Genomic DNA, 15,066 nt, shown 5'->3' on the forward strand with positions numbered 1-15,066 from the left:
TCAGGCGACTAGAGGCGGCTTGAGCAGCCGTCGGGCGACGACAGGCCCGCGCGCGGCGTGAAGGTCAGAGTCACCACGTCCGAATAGCCTCCGGCCGGGACCTTCGCCGCCTGATCCTGGGCCAGGTCGACCTGGAAGGGATGGGCGCGGCCAGAGGGCGCCGGCGTGCGGGTGCAGCTGAGCGTCGAGCCTGCCTGAACCGGAAAGCCTGACAGGCGCATCGCATAGTCGAGGCCATAGGAATCGCCCTCGCGGCGCTGCAGGCGTCCCCACAGAGACGTCACGCCGATGTCGTAGGGCACGGTGGACTGGGTCGTCACGACCAGGCTGCGCGTGGCCACGCCCCCGGCCGCATCCAGTGGTCCGAAGGCGATTTCGCCACGGCGGACGCCTGCGGCCCCGACATAGGTGGAGATGCGCTCGGGCACGTTCAGATCGACGGCCAGACCGGCGCCCTGCTGGAAGTCGGGCGATCCCAGCATCTGATCGCCGGAATAGCAGACGAAGCGCGCTTCCAGAGCCTCGTAGTAGTCGCCGGCCGCCGCATCCTGACCGGCAGGCAGGCTGAAACGCAGGGTCTCGGTCACGACGTCGCCGGACGGCCCCTGACCGAAGTGGACCAGAGCGCCGTTGGTGGCGTTGGGCTGTTCCGCGCCGCCGACGAAGACCTGACGCGAGGCATCGCGGTTCCAGCGGATGTCGTAGCCGCCCGGGCCCGTGCCGATGCGCGGGGCGGCGGCCGGAGAGTCCGTATCGGCCAGAAGGAAGCGGACGGCGGTGGCCGAGCTGTCGATCCGGCGCACCCGCAGGGTGAAGCTGCGCTCGATCGGCGCCGCCGAGAAGGGGTCGTAGGACAGCGACAGATCTGTGCCGGTGATCTGGAAGTCAGCGCAGCCGGCGGCGGCGACCTGGGGGGCGGCCAGAGCCAGAACGGCCGTTGCGGCGAGCAGAAGCGTTTTCATCAGCGGTTCTCCGGGCGAAGGACGCCGACCCGCACCAGGCCCTCGGCCTCGGCGGGAACGTCGAGAATATAGACGGTGGACGAGGCGGACGCGCCTTCGATCCGCCAGCGGCCGGGCCGCAGGCCCTGAATCGAGAATCGACCCGAGGCGTTGGTGAACATCCGCACCGGCGCACGCTCGGGGTGGGCCAGCTCGACCGCCTGGCCGACCCAGAGTTTCAACGGCTGTCCGCTGGCGTCCTGCAGCTGGCCGACGGCCGAAACGAAGTAGTCCGAGCCCACGGTGATCAGGTAACCCGAACGATAGGGCGGCAGAACTTGTACCGAACCGGCGCCCAGATCGTATCCTGGCGGGGCTTCCGGCACGTCGAAGGTCAGGACGCGCGGCGAATAGGCGCTGAGCTCGGGCGAGACCGCCCCGCCCAGCGGACCCGAGCGCGCCGAGAAGAACTCCTCGCGCGGTTCGACATAGACCTCGGCGCCGTTCAGCGAGCGGTGAGAACGCACCAGGGCGAAGCTGTCGTAGATGGGGCGCGAGACGCCGAAGGCGCCGTCGGCGAAGGCCAGCGAGGCCCCGGCGCGCAAGGAGGTGCGCTGGTCGGTGATGTCGCCGCTGTCCGAGTCGAAGAAGGTCTGGTGGCTGCCGCCGATCTCGACGCGGTTGAGCACGTTTGTGATCGAGGCGTTGACCCCGGTCGCCGTTTCCGACCGGTCGATATTGGCCGCCGCGCTCCACGAATGGACGCCGCGTCCGCGGGAGGTCTGATAGCCGACCCGGGCCCGGTCGCGCCGGGTGTCGATTTCGGCGGTGCCGCTGGAGAACTGGCTGAAACGATAGGTCAGGGCCAGGCGGACGCCGTATTCTTCCTGGTTGCGGCGATCCTCATAGACCCCTTCCAGGCTCCACATCAGGCGCGGGCTGGCGCGCCAGCCGTAGGTGGCGCGCAGGGTGCGTTGATCGGGCTCGGCGCCCCGACCGGCCGAATAGAAGGCGTCGGTGGTGATGTACTGGCTGGCGCCGATGGTGTGGGCGTAGGTCAGGCCCGCTTCCCAGGCGTAGCGGTTGTCGGCGCTGAGGGCGCCCGGGGTGGCGAAATCCTCGCTGACGGTCTGGAAGGTGGCCGTCAGGGTGCGCGCGGCGCTGAAACCGTCGCCGAAGGTGCGTTCGAAGCTGGCGTTGATCGCATAGCCTTCGCCTATGCCGTTGATCGACGAGGCGGCCACGTCGCCGCCCAGGGTGCCGACCGGCGAGGCCCAGACCATTTCGGCGCCCAGGACGCCGCCGTCCTCGTTGACGCGGAAGTTGCCGCCCGCCGTCAGTTCATCCGTCAGACCCCGGCGATAGAAGCCCGAGGCGCCCATCGTGTCGGAATAGTCGATCCCGTCGCCGCCCGGATTGCTTTCCAGGCCGCCGAAGAGGCCGAACTCGGTCAGGCCCCGCGCGAGCAGGCTGCGATCGAAGTTCAGCGAGAAGTTGATGACATTCTCGCGGCCGGTGTCGTCGCGGATCACCAGACGCACGTCGTTGGCGCCCTGGGCGAAGGGGAAGTCGCGAATGTCGTAGGTGCCGGGGTTCAGTCGCGTCTGCTGGACCGATCGCCCGTTGATGAAGGTTTCGACCGTGGAGGGGCGTTCCAGGGTGAAGGTGCGCTGGCCGCGCGGCTGGACGTTCCGCTGGGGTTCCAGTTCGGCATAGGAGCGTACGATCGAGAGGCCCGCCATGGAGCTGGCGCCCGAGAAGCCGCGCGAGGAGGGCTCCAGGTCGCCGGCCGTATAGCGAGCCGTGCGCGCCAGGTCGTCATAGACGAGCCGGGTGCCGTCGCGGCTGAAGTCTTCGCTGATCGTGGCCTCGTTCTCGAGGACGAAACCGCGATAGCGCACGGCGCTGTCCAGCAGGATGGTGGGGGTGTCGAAGCCGGTGTCGTCGCTCAGCCCCTGATGGACATAGTCGGCGGTGACGAAGGCGGTGACATAGCCGGACAGACGCGCCGGTTCGGCCAGGCGCCCGATGAGGCCGTAGTCGGACCCGGCGATGCTGATCGCCTGACGCGGCCTCATGGCCGGGTCCAGGGTCAGCACCAGGCCGAAGCTGGCCGGATCATAGGCCAGGGGCAGGCCCAGGGCGGCCAGAGCGTCGGTCGAGAGACGTTCCTGGTCGGCGATCGCCTGTCGAATGCGCGCGAGATCCTCGACGGACAGGCGCGACTCGATCAGGGGCATCAGGGTGTCGAGCTGAACCAGGATGCGGTCGTCGGCCGTCAGAATGTAGTCGACCTCGCCCAGGACGAAGGGGCCGTCGCGCAGGGGGCCGCCCAGGGGGATGTCGCGTCCCGACGGGTTGAGGCGGTCCGGCAGCGCCGCCGGCGCCGTCTGGATGACTTCGTCGTAGGTCGTCGCCCATGCCGGGGACATGGAGCCGGCCGCTGCGGTGACGACGGCCAGAGGCCAGAGCTTCATCCGATCAACGCCCTTCGACGGGGGCGATGTCGACGGTGAGGACGCCCTCTGCGCTCGGCAGATCCAGGTTGATGGGCAGGCGACGGGTCGCGCCCGACGGGATCAGGCCCAGTCCCATGCGGCGCTGGATCTCATCCGGCTCGAACGACTCGCGGAAGATGACGGCGCCGGCGGCGTCGCGCTGGGTGACGGTCAGGCGGCCGCGGCCCACATAGCCATAGGTGTCGCCGAGGTTGCTGACATGGATCACGGGGAAGGCGCGCCCGTCCTTGTCGGTCTCGATCGCGGCGGAGGCGACGCTGAGCGCCGAGCGGGCCCCGCTGGCGCCGACGCTGACCAGAACCTTGAAATTATAGAGGACCTGCACCGCATTTTCGTTCTCGGGCAGTTGCACGGGGAGCTGGGCCACCGAGACGTAGTAGTGGCGGCTGGCGGTTGGCGCGGGATCGCCGACCCACTGCACGCGGAAGGCCTGGGACTGGCCAGGTTCCACCGTGGCGGAGGCGGGGAAGACCATCAGATCTTCGCTCTCTTCATCCGTTTCACGGAACTCGCCATCGACCAGTTCGACAGGACGGGCCACCAGTTCGACGGGCACCGTCGTGGTGAAGGTGTTCTGCAGGGTGACGACGGCGGAGCTGCGTCGTCCCGATGACAGCAGGTCCAGAACCACCGGCTGCACGTTCAGCGCGGCGGCGGGAATGCCCGAGGCGAGAAGCGCGACACCGGCCAGACACAGGGCTTTTGCAGACCGCAACGCACGACCGAACATGGCATTCCTAATCATACTGAAGGCTAAAGAAGACGCCGGACCGACCAAGCCTGGCCGGTCCGGCGATATCCCGGTCATGTGAAACCGGGATTAACGGGCCTGGATCAGGCGCCCGGCGTCACGATCACTTCGACCGAGCCGGTGTAGGCGCCGGCGGCCAGACGACGGTCGGTCAGCGAGGACCAGTTCGTGGCGGTCGGGGTCGAGCCGTTCGACGAGGCGACCGGGGCGCCGTTGCTGGCGGCCTGGGCGAAGCGGACGTGCGTGTTGCTGTCCGACAGGCTGATGTGGCCGCCGAAGCGCGAAGCGACGGTCGAGGCGCCTTCGGTGCTGGTCGAGTCCAAGGCCACGCCGTTCAGCGAGGCGTCCAGGTTGTAGCGGATGAACTGGGCGAAGCCGCCGTCGGCCAGGCCGCTGCCGGTGGCGCCCGTGCGGGCCAGGACGGCGCGCTTCACTTCGACGCTGTTGTTCACGCCGTTGCAGAAGGCGACGATGCGGGCGCCGTTCAGGGCGTTGGCGATTTCGGTGGTGACGCCGCTGCGGACCTTGGCGTCAGCGTCGGTCAGGTCGGCGGCCAGGGTGACCGTGGTCTGCTGGGCCGAGACGCCGCACTTCGGAGCGACCGAAGCGTTGATGGCGACCGATTGCGAGTCCTGGGCCGAAGCGGCGCCGGCGACGAGGAGAGCGGCAGTCGAAGCTGCGACAAGAGCGATACGGTTCATAAGATCAGGTCCTGAACATGAAGGCCGGCCTTGACCGGCGGGATACTCGAACCAGGCGAAATGCCTGCCTCGAAGGGTTCGACTGGCGCCGCGGCGTCAGCACGAATGGGGAGGTCGCGTCGCCGTCATGAGCGCGCCGCGATGGTGATGGTGATGGTGTCGCTGTAGTCGCCGGCGGCCAGGCGTCGTCCCAGCGTGGTCTGGGACGGCCAGTCGACCGTCAGCGTGGCGTCGCGGCCGATGGCGACGCCGCCGCCCGAGGTCAGTCCGCCCGGGCGCGCCAGAACGCAGTCCCCGCCCTCGACCAGGGTGGTGGACAGGCAGCGGCCGCTGAGAATTCGTCCGACATCGGTGTCAAGGTTGAGGCTGAAGCCATAGACCTTGTCGAAGGCGTAGCCGGATTGGTCATCGGAAGCCGAGCGGTTCGTCAGACGCCCCGCTTCGGAGCGGGCGGACAGGGCGAAGGGCGTGTTGCAGTCCACGCTCAGCGCCAGGCTCTGGCTGTGCGCGTCTTCCAGATCGCCGGCCGCGTTGAGCACCGGCGCCGGTCCTGGCGCGAAGCCGCAACGCTCGGCGACCTGGGCGGTCACCTTGATCTCGACGCCGTCCGACGACTGGGCGTGGGCGGTCCCGGCGCAGGCAGGCATCGCGACGGCGATGCAGATCGTCGCCATTTTGTACAAGCGTGCGCGCAAGCTCGTGTCCCCCGGGATCTCTCGAACGCCCCCACGGCGATCATCTCGGAAGGCGACGCTTCAAAAGCTGGGCCATTCCAATTTGGGACATCTTTGTTCAGTTTAATCGTTAACAATCAAGTGAAATTAATATTTTATTAACCAATTCCACCAGCCGGGACGGTTGAGTCCGTGGGAGGGGGCAGGAGGCGTGTGTGCTGAAGCCGGAGCCTGGCTTTCGTTGTCAGACGGAATGTCCCGTTTTGGGGCAGGTCGCCCTGCTTCGCTGCAAAGACGTGCCTGCAAGCGGCCGTTGAGGAGTGTCTCAGAACGGCGGCGTCCGAACCGACCAGGCGACAGGCGGTTCCAGGGGGGCGGGCATGTGGGACGGGTGGCGGACAGAGAGTCCGCCATATGCCGTTTCAGGAGGTTTCAGCCTGTTTCAGGCGGTTTCACATTGCCAATATAATTAGTGAGTTAGTCATTTTTGGCTGTTCAGGGCGTTTCAGGCGGTTTCATTCAAGCGCAAACTTTTTGGTGGGTGCGATGGCGGGTGTGAATTCTCCAATCCCGATGAATGCGAACCGTCCGCCTAACTGAGCGCCGATCTGAAGAACCGCTCCTCGAGATGGTGGGTGTGTTGGCGGGTCCGATTTTTTGGCATTGAAAAGATTGATCAAAAATCATTCGGAAAGTGGAATTCGAACTCATCCCCGGTGAGGCGTCTTGGGCTTGGCCGGTCGGGGATTCGCGTTCGGCGGCTTTTGTGCGACCCTTCAGGGCATGATTTGCTGAAGCGGCGGAGGGCGTCGTGCCCAGGCTACCTGAGCCCTTGGGGCCTTTGGCGGTGTCGAGACTGAGCAAGCCGGGCCTGCATGCGGTCGGCGGCGTGCCGGGTCTTGCGCTTCAGGTGCTGCCCAGCGGCGGTCGGACCTGGATCCTTCGCATCGTCATCGGCCATCGTCGGCGTGAGATGGGTCTGGGCGGTTATCCCGGCGTGACCCTGGCCAACGCGAGGGAAGCGGCTCGCGTGGCGCGGGAACTCGTACGCCAGGGGATTGATCCCATCAAGGCGGCGAAGGAGGCGAGGGAAGCGCTCAAGGTCGAGCCTGAGGTGGCCTTCACCTTTCAGGCGGCGGCTGAGGCCTACATCGCCGCCCACGAGGCGAGCTGGAAAAACCCGAAGCATCGGGACCAGTGGACGACGACTCTCAAGAACTACGCCTATCCCGTCATGGGGAAGCTGGACGTCGCTGCCATCGACCTGCCGCATGTCATGCGCATCCTGGAGCCGATCTGGACCCGAAAGACCGAGACCGCCAAACGCCTGCGCGGGCGGATCGAGATGGTCCTGGACTGGGCCGCTGCGCGGAGCTTTCGATCCGGACCCAACCCTGCACGGTGGCGGGGGCATCTCGACAAGCTGCTAGCCAAGCCGTCCAAGGTGCATCGGGTGGTGCATCACCGGGCGCTGCCGCTCGACGACATCGCCGCCTTCATGGTGAGGTTACGCGCCGCCGAAGGCGTCGGCGCGAGGGCGCTCGAGTTCGCCATCCTGACGGCAGCCCGTTCAGGCGAGGTGCGGGGCGCGACCTGGCGAGAGATCGACCTTGAGGCCCGCGTGTGGATCATCAGCGCCGAGCGAATGAAGGCTGCGCGCGAGCATCGGGCTCCGCTTTCGGAGGCGGCGGTCGCCGTGCTGAAGTCGATGCCTTCAGGACGACCGGACGCCTATGTCTTTCCGGCTGGTCATGGCGGGCGACTGTCGGACATGACGATATCGGCCGTGCTTCGGCGACTGGAGGTGGATGCGGTGCCGCACGGCTTCCGGTCAACCTTCAGGGACTGGGCGGCCGAACGTACGTCCTATCCCAATGAGGTCGCGGAAATGGCGCTGGCGCATGCCGTAGGAAACAAGGTCGAGGCCGCCTATCGGCGAGGCGACCTGTTCGAGAAGCGTCTGGCCATGATGAACGACTGGGGTCGGTTCTGCTCGAAGAGCGACTAGACACAAGTCTTCAGGACCCGTGGCCAGCTTGCTGGACGTCCGGGGATGAGACATGGCGGTTCTGGCGGCCGCGACGACCGATTGCGACTGGCCAGGCCGACGCGCTGGCACCGGGGAAATCGTTACAGTATTCGAGCATGAGCCCGCCTTCCCCGCGCTCTGCTGCTGGCTCACGGCTGTTCAGCTTTTCTGGAACCCTTCCGCTTCAAGAGTGCCCAGGACGTTCATGAGCCTGATGCTCTGCTTTTCCGTCGGGAAGGAGCCTGGTCGAGATGCAACCCGGAAGAGCGAATGATCCGCCGGCGTCAGCAGTTTCCTGCCTGCTGCAAATTGTGCCGCCGCCGCCCAATGATCCGGACCAAGCTGCACCACGCGTGATTGTGCTTCGATGCCGTTGTCCATCTTCTGGGTCTTTCGGGCGTCGCTGACGGCGGCCTTTCGGCTCTGCGGGTCAAGCAGCATGGTTTCCATGGTCTCTGGGAGATCGAAGGCGACATCCTGCACTCGAGCCCAGCAGGCCTGCTTCTTCGCCCACTCGGTGACGTTTGCGACGCTGGACCCGGGTTGGGTGACAGCCGGACGAATGGTCTGGGCGATATCCAGGAGAACGGAAGCCAGGGAGGAGGGAATGGTCTGTGCTTTCCAGACATGGTCGAAATCGAGGGCCAGGCCGCGGGCTCTGATGAGCTGGTCCAGCTTGGCGATCGTGTAGGCGACGAGCTGGGCGCGATAGCCCCCTTCGTCCTTGTACCACTGCTGCTCGCTTATCCGTTTCTCCAGACCCCGGAAGATGATGGCCTTGGCCACGGCGCTTCGGAAGTAGAGCTCGCTGACGGTGTCGCTGTCCTTCTCCCAACGACGTCCGACCAGTCGCGCATATTCAGCGAAGGTGTGCTGAGCGCCCTTGCTGACGAGGAAGGGGCACGCCTCCCATGCCATCTCGAACTTCGCGAGGTCGGTCTTGGCGAAGCTCTGGGACTTGGGAAATTCCTCGTCGAACCGCTTCTTCTGTGTGGGAGTAAGGTAGGCGCGAGCATCGGCGTAGGAGCCTCGAGCCCGCTCATAGAACCATTTGGTCTGCCGAAAGGATCCGTCAGAGGCAGGCGCCCAGATCCGACGGGAGAATTCCTCGATCCGGATGTGGAAGGGATGGTTGGCGAAGAAGTCCGCAGCGTTCACGCGGTTCTGGCTGTTCGCATATTCGGAAATCTTCGGCACGACTTCTGTCGCGCGATCGGGGTCGACGACTGACAGCTTCATCTGGACGAAGATGCGCGAGAGGTCCGCCTTGTCCTTCTTGCGTGACGAGAAGATGGAGGCTGTCGTCTGCCCTCCGTTGACGATCTGCAGGTTTCTCAGGCGGCTTATGTAGGTCGTGCCGCTCTCGACGACCGTCTCCACTTCCTCGGCCGTGGCGGTGACCCCGTTGTTGTATGCAAAGAACATCGCGGGATCATTGAGGATGGTGTGGCGAATGCCCTTGTTGACGCCGCCTCTCGCCTGAAGGAAGGCGCGGACATTCTGCTCGAGGAGTCTGGCGCCCCACTGCTCGTAGATGCGTGACAGCAGATCGCCTGGCACGACCGAGAGGTAGGCTTCATAGCCATCGCCGCCGACATGCGCCGGCAGGCATGGCAGCAGTTCGCCGAACTGCTCGTCGAAGTCGATCTCGATGTCTTCCTTGCCGCGACCAGATGAAACAAGCCTATGCAGCCGGCTGATGTCCCAGACATTGTAGGAAATGGGAAGTTCGCCCAGCGTGCCGGCCTCCTGGCCGTCGTATCGGTCATTCAGCCGACGGTTGGTCAGCAGGAACAGGCGAGCTCTTCCGATCTGCGAACGCCGGGCATGGATGAGTTCGGCGAGCCCGTACCCGGGCGAGCTTTCCTCCAGTCGGTCCCTGAAATCTCCGGACAAGGCCATTTCGAGGAAGTTCTCGAGTCGCCTGAAGTGGGCAGGCACTGCAGATGCGCCCAGGGAGGCTATCGTGAGGTCCGGAGAGAAATCGACGACCACCAGCGAGAGCACGCCATCGGTTTCTGATGGATCTCCGCCGTACCCGTCGACGCGCATGCCTCGGGCGGCGCGATAGGGCGTCACGTCCAGGGTCTCCAGCTCGCCCGAATTCACCAGCCAGTCCCCGAACTGTTCGAGGAAGCTTGTTTCCATGAACCGGCCGGCGGCATCAGCCTGGGCGCGGACCTCGTTGAAGAAGTCCTCGTGAAACTGCTCGAGGGTCTCGGCCATCAGTCCTGGTCCATTTCCAGAAGCGCCGCTTCCGGCGTCTCGAACGCCGCACAGGCATCCAGTGCGATCCAGTAGCTCACGCTGGCAACACCGCTTGCAAGGCCGGCCGCTTCGATGCGGGGAAAGTCATCGCGAACTTCGAAGGCGGACGAAGATGTCCATGCCCACCAGCGGTCCCCATAGTCATGCTCGGTCGAATAGCCCGCAGCGAGGAGTCGCGCCTCGAAGCCCTCCTCGCTGGAGGGATCGCTCGCCACGAGGGTGTCCCTGACCCGCGTGACAAGCGTGTCTAGGGTGAAGGCCTGTCCGGCGTCCGCAGAAGTCGGGGTCAGTGCGTGAACAAGGAGGAACAGCTGCTGATCGACGACCGGCTGCAGCTGGTGTTCCGACGAGATCTTGATGGCGGCCTTGCCAGCGTGGCGGGCCTTTACCTCCACAGCACGAGTCCCGAACACGAAGTCCTTCGGTTCATCCAGCGGGCCCCGCCAGGCCTCCAGCGCAGGCTTTGGCAAGATCGTGCCCGCCAGCCTTTCCAGGAAGAGCAGCTCGCCGATCAGACCCTGCTGCTCCTCCGGTCCCAGCCTGCTGCGCCCGGCGCCCCGCAGCAGGCTGTGCCATTTCCAGGCTCGCCTGATGGCGGCTGCAAGAAACGCCCGATCGCCGTCGAGATGTCGACTGGCTTCGACAATGTCTTCGCAGAGGCGATGGAAGAGCTCGACATCCTCCTCCCGCCGGAGCGTCAGGATGAAGGCGTGCTGATCGTCCGTCTGCACCATCTCGACGATATCTATGCCGTTCAGGCGGGGACGGGACTCGTCGACCGTCGCATTGCCCGCAACCTGCAGCACCAGCGCGCATCGTCCATGGGCGTCACGCGCCCAGAAGAAATTCGCCGGATGCAGGGGATCGATCCGCCGAAGGGTCAGACCTTCCGACGGACGCCCGATCTGTTCCCAGGGATGTTCGGTCATTCTCCGTCAAGCTCCTCGTCGGACGTATCCTCGCCCATGTACTGCTGCCACCAGAGGCGGGCGACTGCGTACTCGACAGTGGGAGGGTTCCCCTCTGCAGGGGGGAAGCTGACGCCCCAGGTCACCAGAGGTTTCTCGGTCAGCGAGGCGTTGTCGTCGCCCTCTTTGGTCAGGTGGATCGGCTGAATGACGAGCAGCGGCCGTTTCCTCACCCTGCGATAGGCTCGATCAGGAATGTTCTGGGTTGAAGAGTCCGACGCCTTGCGTCCGGCGGTGAACTCGTCTTTGGCGATCTTGAGCTCTTCCTCGGAGAGTCCTATGGCCTCCACCCCGCGCGAGGAGACGCGGCTCTTCGTGCCGACAAGGATGAGGTCCTTGTGCTCCTTTTCGACGACGCCTGTGCGGCGCTGGCAATGCACATCCAGATCAGGATCACGGGGACTGCCGCTATCGGAGACGCCGACGATGGCCACATCCCATCGATCCTGTCCCTGCTTCGCCACTTCCCGGATGAAGGCGGCCACGGGTTCGGACTGGGTGGCGAGGCTGCGATCATTGTTGCGGAAAGACCTGATGAACTGCTCGACCAGGACGTGATCGACGTCCTGCCACACACGGTGGCGCCCGGACCATTGCCCTGATGAACCGTCGTGGCCCTTCGCCGTCCGGACCGCATCCACGAAATCGACGGCCGCCTTGCGGTTCGCTTCGGTTCTGACGGTGTCGGACCACAGGGCGTAGGTCTCGACGAAGCGATTGGACAGACCAATCACCATGGGGACCGATTGTGCTGTCCGCATCTTGTTGCGGGCGGTGACAATCAGGGTGTCCGGGTGAGCGCGGACGCGCAGGCCGAACTGCTCGGGCGTAAGCTTGAGTCGTTCCATCCTCCGAAGCTCGTCGCGCAGTTCCTCGATGGACTCGCTGATGTGCTCGTACCAGCCTCGGGTTTCTGGCGGCATCCAGATCCGGCAGAGATCCTCGTAACCCGGACGATAGCCGAACCACCGGCCCATCTGCAGGAGGGTGTCGTACATCATCGAGTTGCGAAGGAAGTAGCTGACGGTCAGGCCTTCGAGCGTAAGGCCGCGAGAAAGGCTGAAGCCGCCGACGGCTATCACCTGAAGGCCCGTCTCCTCATGAGCGTCATAGGCGAGGGTTCCCGCCGACCCGCTGTTCACCTCCACGACGCCAATCGGAGCGGCGCCTTCGAGCAGGGCCTCCTGCACGTCGGCCCAGGCATGTCCGAGGTGCTGATACTCCTTCACCCAGGTGTCATGCAGCGCTCTCAGGTGCTCGTTCGAAAGTGCATCGACTGCGGGGCGGGACGCCTCGTGTCGCACGGCGCGCACCAGTCGATTGAGATAGTCGTGGATGAGGTTCCGAAGCTGCTTCTGGACAGCGGTGAAACGCGATGCGTTCACAAGCATGCTCGTGTGGCGAGCGCCCTGTCCGCGCAGGACGCGCAGCGTGCGTGCGATCACGAAGGCCCGGACCGCCTCCTCGAGCGAGTCGGGCAAGCCGGTGACCACATGAGGCTGCTTGTGGCTCATCGGCAGGTGGGTTGCGTTGTCGGTGATGGGCCGGATGAACTCGCCGCCCGTCTCCTCCTGGAATATCCGCGACGCGCCGAAGTAATTCGACGGGGCATCAAGGGTGACGATGAAGTTGCGCGGGAAGAGGTCCGCCTTGAGCATCTCGTCGTTGGTGTCGGGGTCGATGAATATGTTGGCGAACGGCGTGGCCGTGTAGCCCACGTAGCACTTGCGATTGAAGAGGTTGAGAAGCTCCCGGATCTTCTGGTTGATCTTCGTGGCCTCGTCTGGGTTTGCCGAGGTGTTGATGGAGGCATTGTCGGCCTCGTCGTCGATCAGGAGCATGGGGTAGTCGACGAGCGATTTCGTCCAGCCGGTATTGTGAGCACGGAGCCACTCGGTCAGATTCCGCAGGGTATGCATGTTCTTCTTGATGACGAGCACCAGAGGAACGTTCAGCGATCCTATGTCCATGCCGGCGGCGTCGGCGATGCGCGAGTTGAAGTCGCTCGTGGCGTTGGTCAGGGTGATGGGGGTCCGGGTCGACGAGAATTTCGACACCCCGATGTAGGGCTTCTTCGCCTTGCCGCTGTCTCGACCCACGAACCCTTCGTCGATCCGCTGCTGCGTCTGGTTGCGGAGGTTGTTGTGGATGCCGGCGATGACCACGATGAGCTTGTAGCCGGCGTCTGCGGCCTTGCAGATGAGACCGGTGTAGTTCGCCGTCTTGCCTGACTGGACATGCCCGACCACCATTCCGCGCCTGTCCCATTCGCCCGGCTTGGCGGGATCCTCGAGCAGGCCGGCGATCCGGTCCGTCACGCCGTCCATGGTAGCGAGGACCTGCGGCGCGAAGTTCCTTTCCTCCATGAGCATGCGGTAGCGATCCCAGTAGTAGGGTTCGATCCGGGCCTTCGCGGCGGGGTACCATTCCGTGAAGCCTTCATCCTGGACCACGCCGCCGATGGTCATGTGGATGTCGAACTGGCTCTCGATCTCGCGGGCAAGCTGTTCGGCCTGGTCGTCGGAGACGCTGAAGCTGTCCAGCACACGGAACTGGCCGATCGCCGCGCGTATGGCCTCCGGCGTGGGGGCCCCCGCCCTGGCGATGAGCGGGCGGACCACGGTCCGGAGAAGATCGTAGGCGGTGTCAGACATTCTTCTTGTCCATGTCCTGGAAGGATTTGCGGATGAGGGGTTCGGCCGCCGCCCAGCTCGAACGGTAGGGCTCCAGACGGGCGAGATCGGCGAGTACGGCGTCGAGCGTGATGCCCATCTCCTTCAGGGCCGCGGTCGTTAGCCGGATCACGGCCTCGAGGTCCTCGGAGGGCAGGCTGGGAGATGAGACCGATTTCGGATCGGAGGCGGCGTCAGAGAAGATGGCGTCGATGGGGAAGGCCCGTTCGACGCTCTTCAGGAAGGCTTCCAGCTCACTGGCGTGACCGTCGGACAAGGCCTCGGTGATGTGGGCCAGCATCGGGTGGTCCCGATTGATCTCGTAGGACACCTGACCCTTGTTTGCTCTGCGGTGCCAGAGCGTGGCAGGGCTGCTCGTCGCCGATACATGGCCCTTTGACGTGTACACTCGCCGTGACGGGCCCGCGATTTCGTTGATCAGAGCCCGCAGCCTTTCCCTCACCACATAGGGCGGCTGGGCCGACGCCTTTCGCACGTCGATCTTCCAGAAGGCGTCGAGGCCGTTCGGCATGTCGATCCTGACGCGGGCCAGCTTGGTGAGCTCGCTCTGTCTCGCAAGGCGGAACCAGGTGCCGTGGATGATCAGGCGGCCGCCGCGATAGACGTAGAAACCCTGATTCTTGAGATATCCGCCTTCGCCTGCGTAGTGTTCCCAGTCCCTGGCGCTGACCTTGTTGTGATGGGGAAGGATGAAGCCCTCGATGTCCACCTTCTGTCCCGCAACCTGGATGGATTCCGCAGGGAGGCGCTGGGTGGCTGGCGATTTCAGGTGGAACGGATCGAAGGGCCGCAGGTCACGTCCGTTCATGCGGATGCGGATCTTTCGAAGGCCAGGCTCGCCCTGGAGGAAGCGGTGGAAGACCAGCTCGAGGTGACGGCGCGCGCTGTCCAGACGGTCCAGCAGGTGATCGGTCAGTGACGCGCCGCTGGTGGCGTCGGCCAGACGGTCGAGCTTTTGCCATATGACGGCCGTGCCGCTTGCGCCCAGGTCGGCCGCGCCGGGTGTCGTTTCAGGTTCGAAGGAAGGAGGAAGCTGAAGGACCCAGTCATCGCGCTCGACCACGAAGTCCAGATCCCAGCGCGCGGCCGAGGTTGCGCCTGCAGACCGGGTGATGACCGTCAGGCTTCGCGCCTGCGAGAAGGAAGCTGTCTTCAGGCCGAGACCGAAGCGACCGAGATCATTTCCATCACGCGAATCCGTGGGGCTTCGGCTGCCCGGGCGAAGGGCAGCGAGAAGGTCGCTGCGACTCATCCCGGCGCCGTCGTCGATCACGGCGAGCCAGGGCTCGCTGGCGCTCGTGTCGTAGCTGATCGAGACCGTGGAGGCTCCGGCGCTGATCGCGTTGTCGATGATGTCCGCCAATGCGGTCTCGAGCGTGTAGCCGATGTCGCGCATCGCCTCGATCAGCGATGCCGCGCTCGGGGGCGCGCGGTGTTCGCTCGCGCCCTCGTTGATGTCTTGCAAGTTGCAGCTCCTCCCCACACCCAACGCTTAGGTTGCGAAACCTACCTTCGTCTTAAC

The 15,066-nt window shown here is 65.0% G+C and carries 10 protein-coding genes; 1 reads left to right on the plus strand and 9 read right to left on the minus strand.

The window, feature by feature from the left end; translation table 11 throughout:
* Positions 1 to 8: 8 nt before the first annotated feature.
* The 5 genes from ACZ5XO_RS03790 to ACZ5XO_RS03810 form a co-directional block, all read right to left on the minus strand.
* On the minus strand, positions 9 to 962 hold the full coding sequence (locus ACZ5XO_RS03790; RefSeq protein WP_464163991.1) for a hypothetical protein: 954 nt from the start codon (positions 960 to 962) through the stop codon (positions 9 to 11).
* Positions 962 to 3,418, minus strand: a complete 2,457-nt coding sequence (locus ACZ5XO_RS03795; protein ID WP_464163992.1) for a fimbria/pilus outer membrane usher protein — start codon at positions 3,416 to 3,418, stop codon at positions 962 to 964. The genes ACZ5XO_RS03790 and ACZ5XO_RS03795 overlap by 1 nt, the downstream gene beginning before the upstream one ends.
* A 4-nt stretch (positions 3,419 to 3,422) precedes the next feature.
* Positions 3,423 to 4,190 carry a fimbrial biogenesis chaperone gene (locus ACZ5XO_RS03800; protein WP_464163993.1) on the minus strand — a complete coding sequence of 256 codons (768 nt, stop codon included), beginning with the start codon at positions 4,188 to 4,190 and terminating at the stop codon, positions 3,423 to 3,425.
* 104 nt (positions 4,191 to 4,294) lie between these two features.
* Positions 4,295 to 4,912, minus strand: a complete 618-nt coding sequence (locus tag ACZ5XO_RS03805; protein ID WP_464163994.1) for a hypothetical protein — start codon at positions 4,910 to 4,912, stop codon at positions 4,295 to 4,297.
* A 125-nt stretch (positions 4,913 to 5,037) separates the two neighbouring features.
* Complete coding sequence (locus tag ACZ5XO_RS03810; RefSeq protein WP_464163995.1) at positions 5,038 to 5,586, minus strand: hypothetical protein; 549 nt, start codon at positions 5,584 to 5,586, stop codon at positions 5,038 to 5,040.
* A gap of 811 nt (positions 5,587 to 6,397) precedes the next feature.
* Here ACZ5XO_RS03810 and ACZ5XO_RS03815 point away from each other — a divergent pair.
* Positions 6,398 to 7,594, plus strand: a complete 1,197-nt coding sequence (locus tag ACZ5XO_RS03815; protein WP_191002009.1) for a site-specific integrase — start codon at positions 6,398 to 6,400, stop codon at positions 7,592 to 7,594.
* Positions 7,595 to 7,774: 180 nt separating this feature from the next.
* On the opposite strand, the gene ACZ5XO_RS03820 is transcribed toward ACZ5XO_RS03815, so the two are convergent.
* From ACZ5XO_RS03820 to ACZ5XO_RS03835, 4 genes are read right to left on the minus strand one after another with little or no spacing between them, the layout of a single operon-like run.
* A complete protein-coding gene (locus tag ACZ5XO_RS03820; RefSeq protein WP_464163996.1) occupies positions 7,775 to 9,841 on the minus strand; it encodes an AIPR family protein in 2,067 nt (688 codons plus the stop codon).
* The gene (locus ACZ5XO_RS03825) at positions 9,841 to 10,812 is read right to left on the minus strand and encodes a PD-(D/E)XK motif protein (protein WP_464163997.1); all 972 of its coding nucleotides are present in this window, start codon (positions 10,810 to 10,812) and stop codon (positions 9,841 to 9,843) included. Before ACZ5XO_RS03825 ends, ACZ5XO_RS03820 begins: the two co-directional genes overlap by 1 nt.
* Entirely contained in the window at positions 10,809 to 13,505 is a 2,697-nt protein-coding gene (locus ACZ5XO_RS03830; RefSeq protein WP_464163998.1) for a Z1 domain-containing protein, read from the minus strand. Before ACZ5XO_RS03830 ends, ACZ5XO_RS03825 begins: the two co-directional genes overlap by 4 nt.
* Positions 13,498 to 15,009 carry an ATP-binding protein gene (locus ACZ5XO_RS03835; protein WP_464163999.1) on the minus strand — a complete coding sequence of 504 codons (1,512 nt, stop codon included), beginning with the start codon at positions 15,007 to 15,009 and terminating at the stop codon, positions 13,498 to 13,500. Before ACZ5XO_RS03835 ends, ACZ5XO_RS03830 begins: the two co-directional genes overlap by 8 nt.
* Positions 15,010 to 15,066: the final 57 nt, after the last annotated feature.

It is taken from the genome of Brevundimonas sp. T2-11 (genome assembly GCF_055397675.1).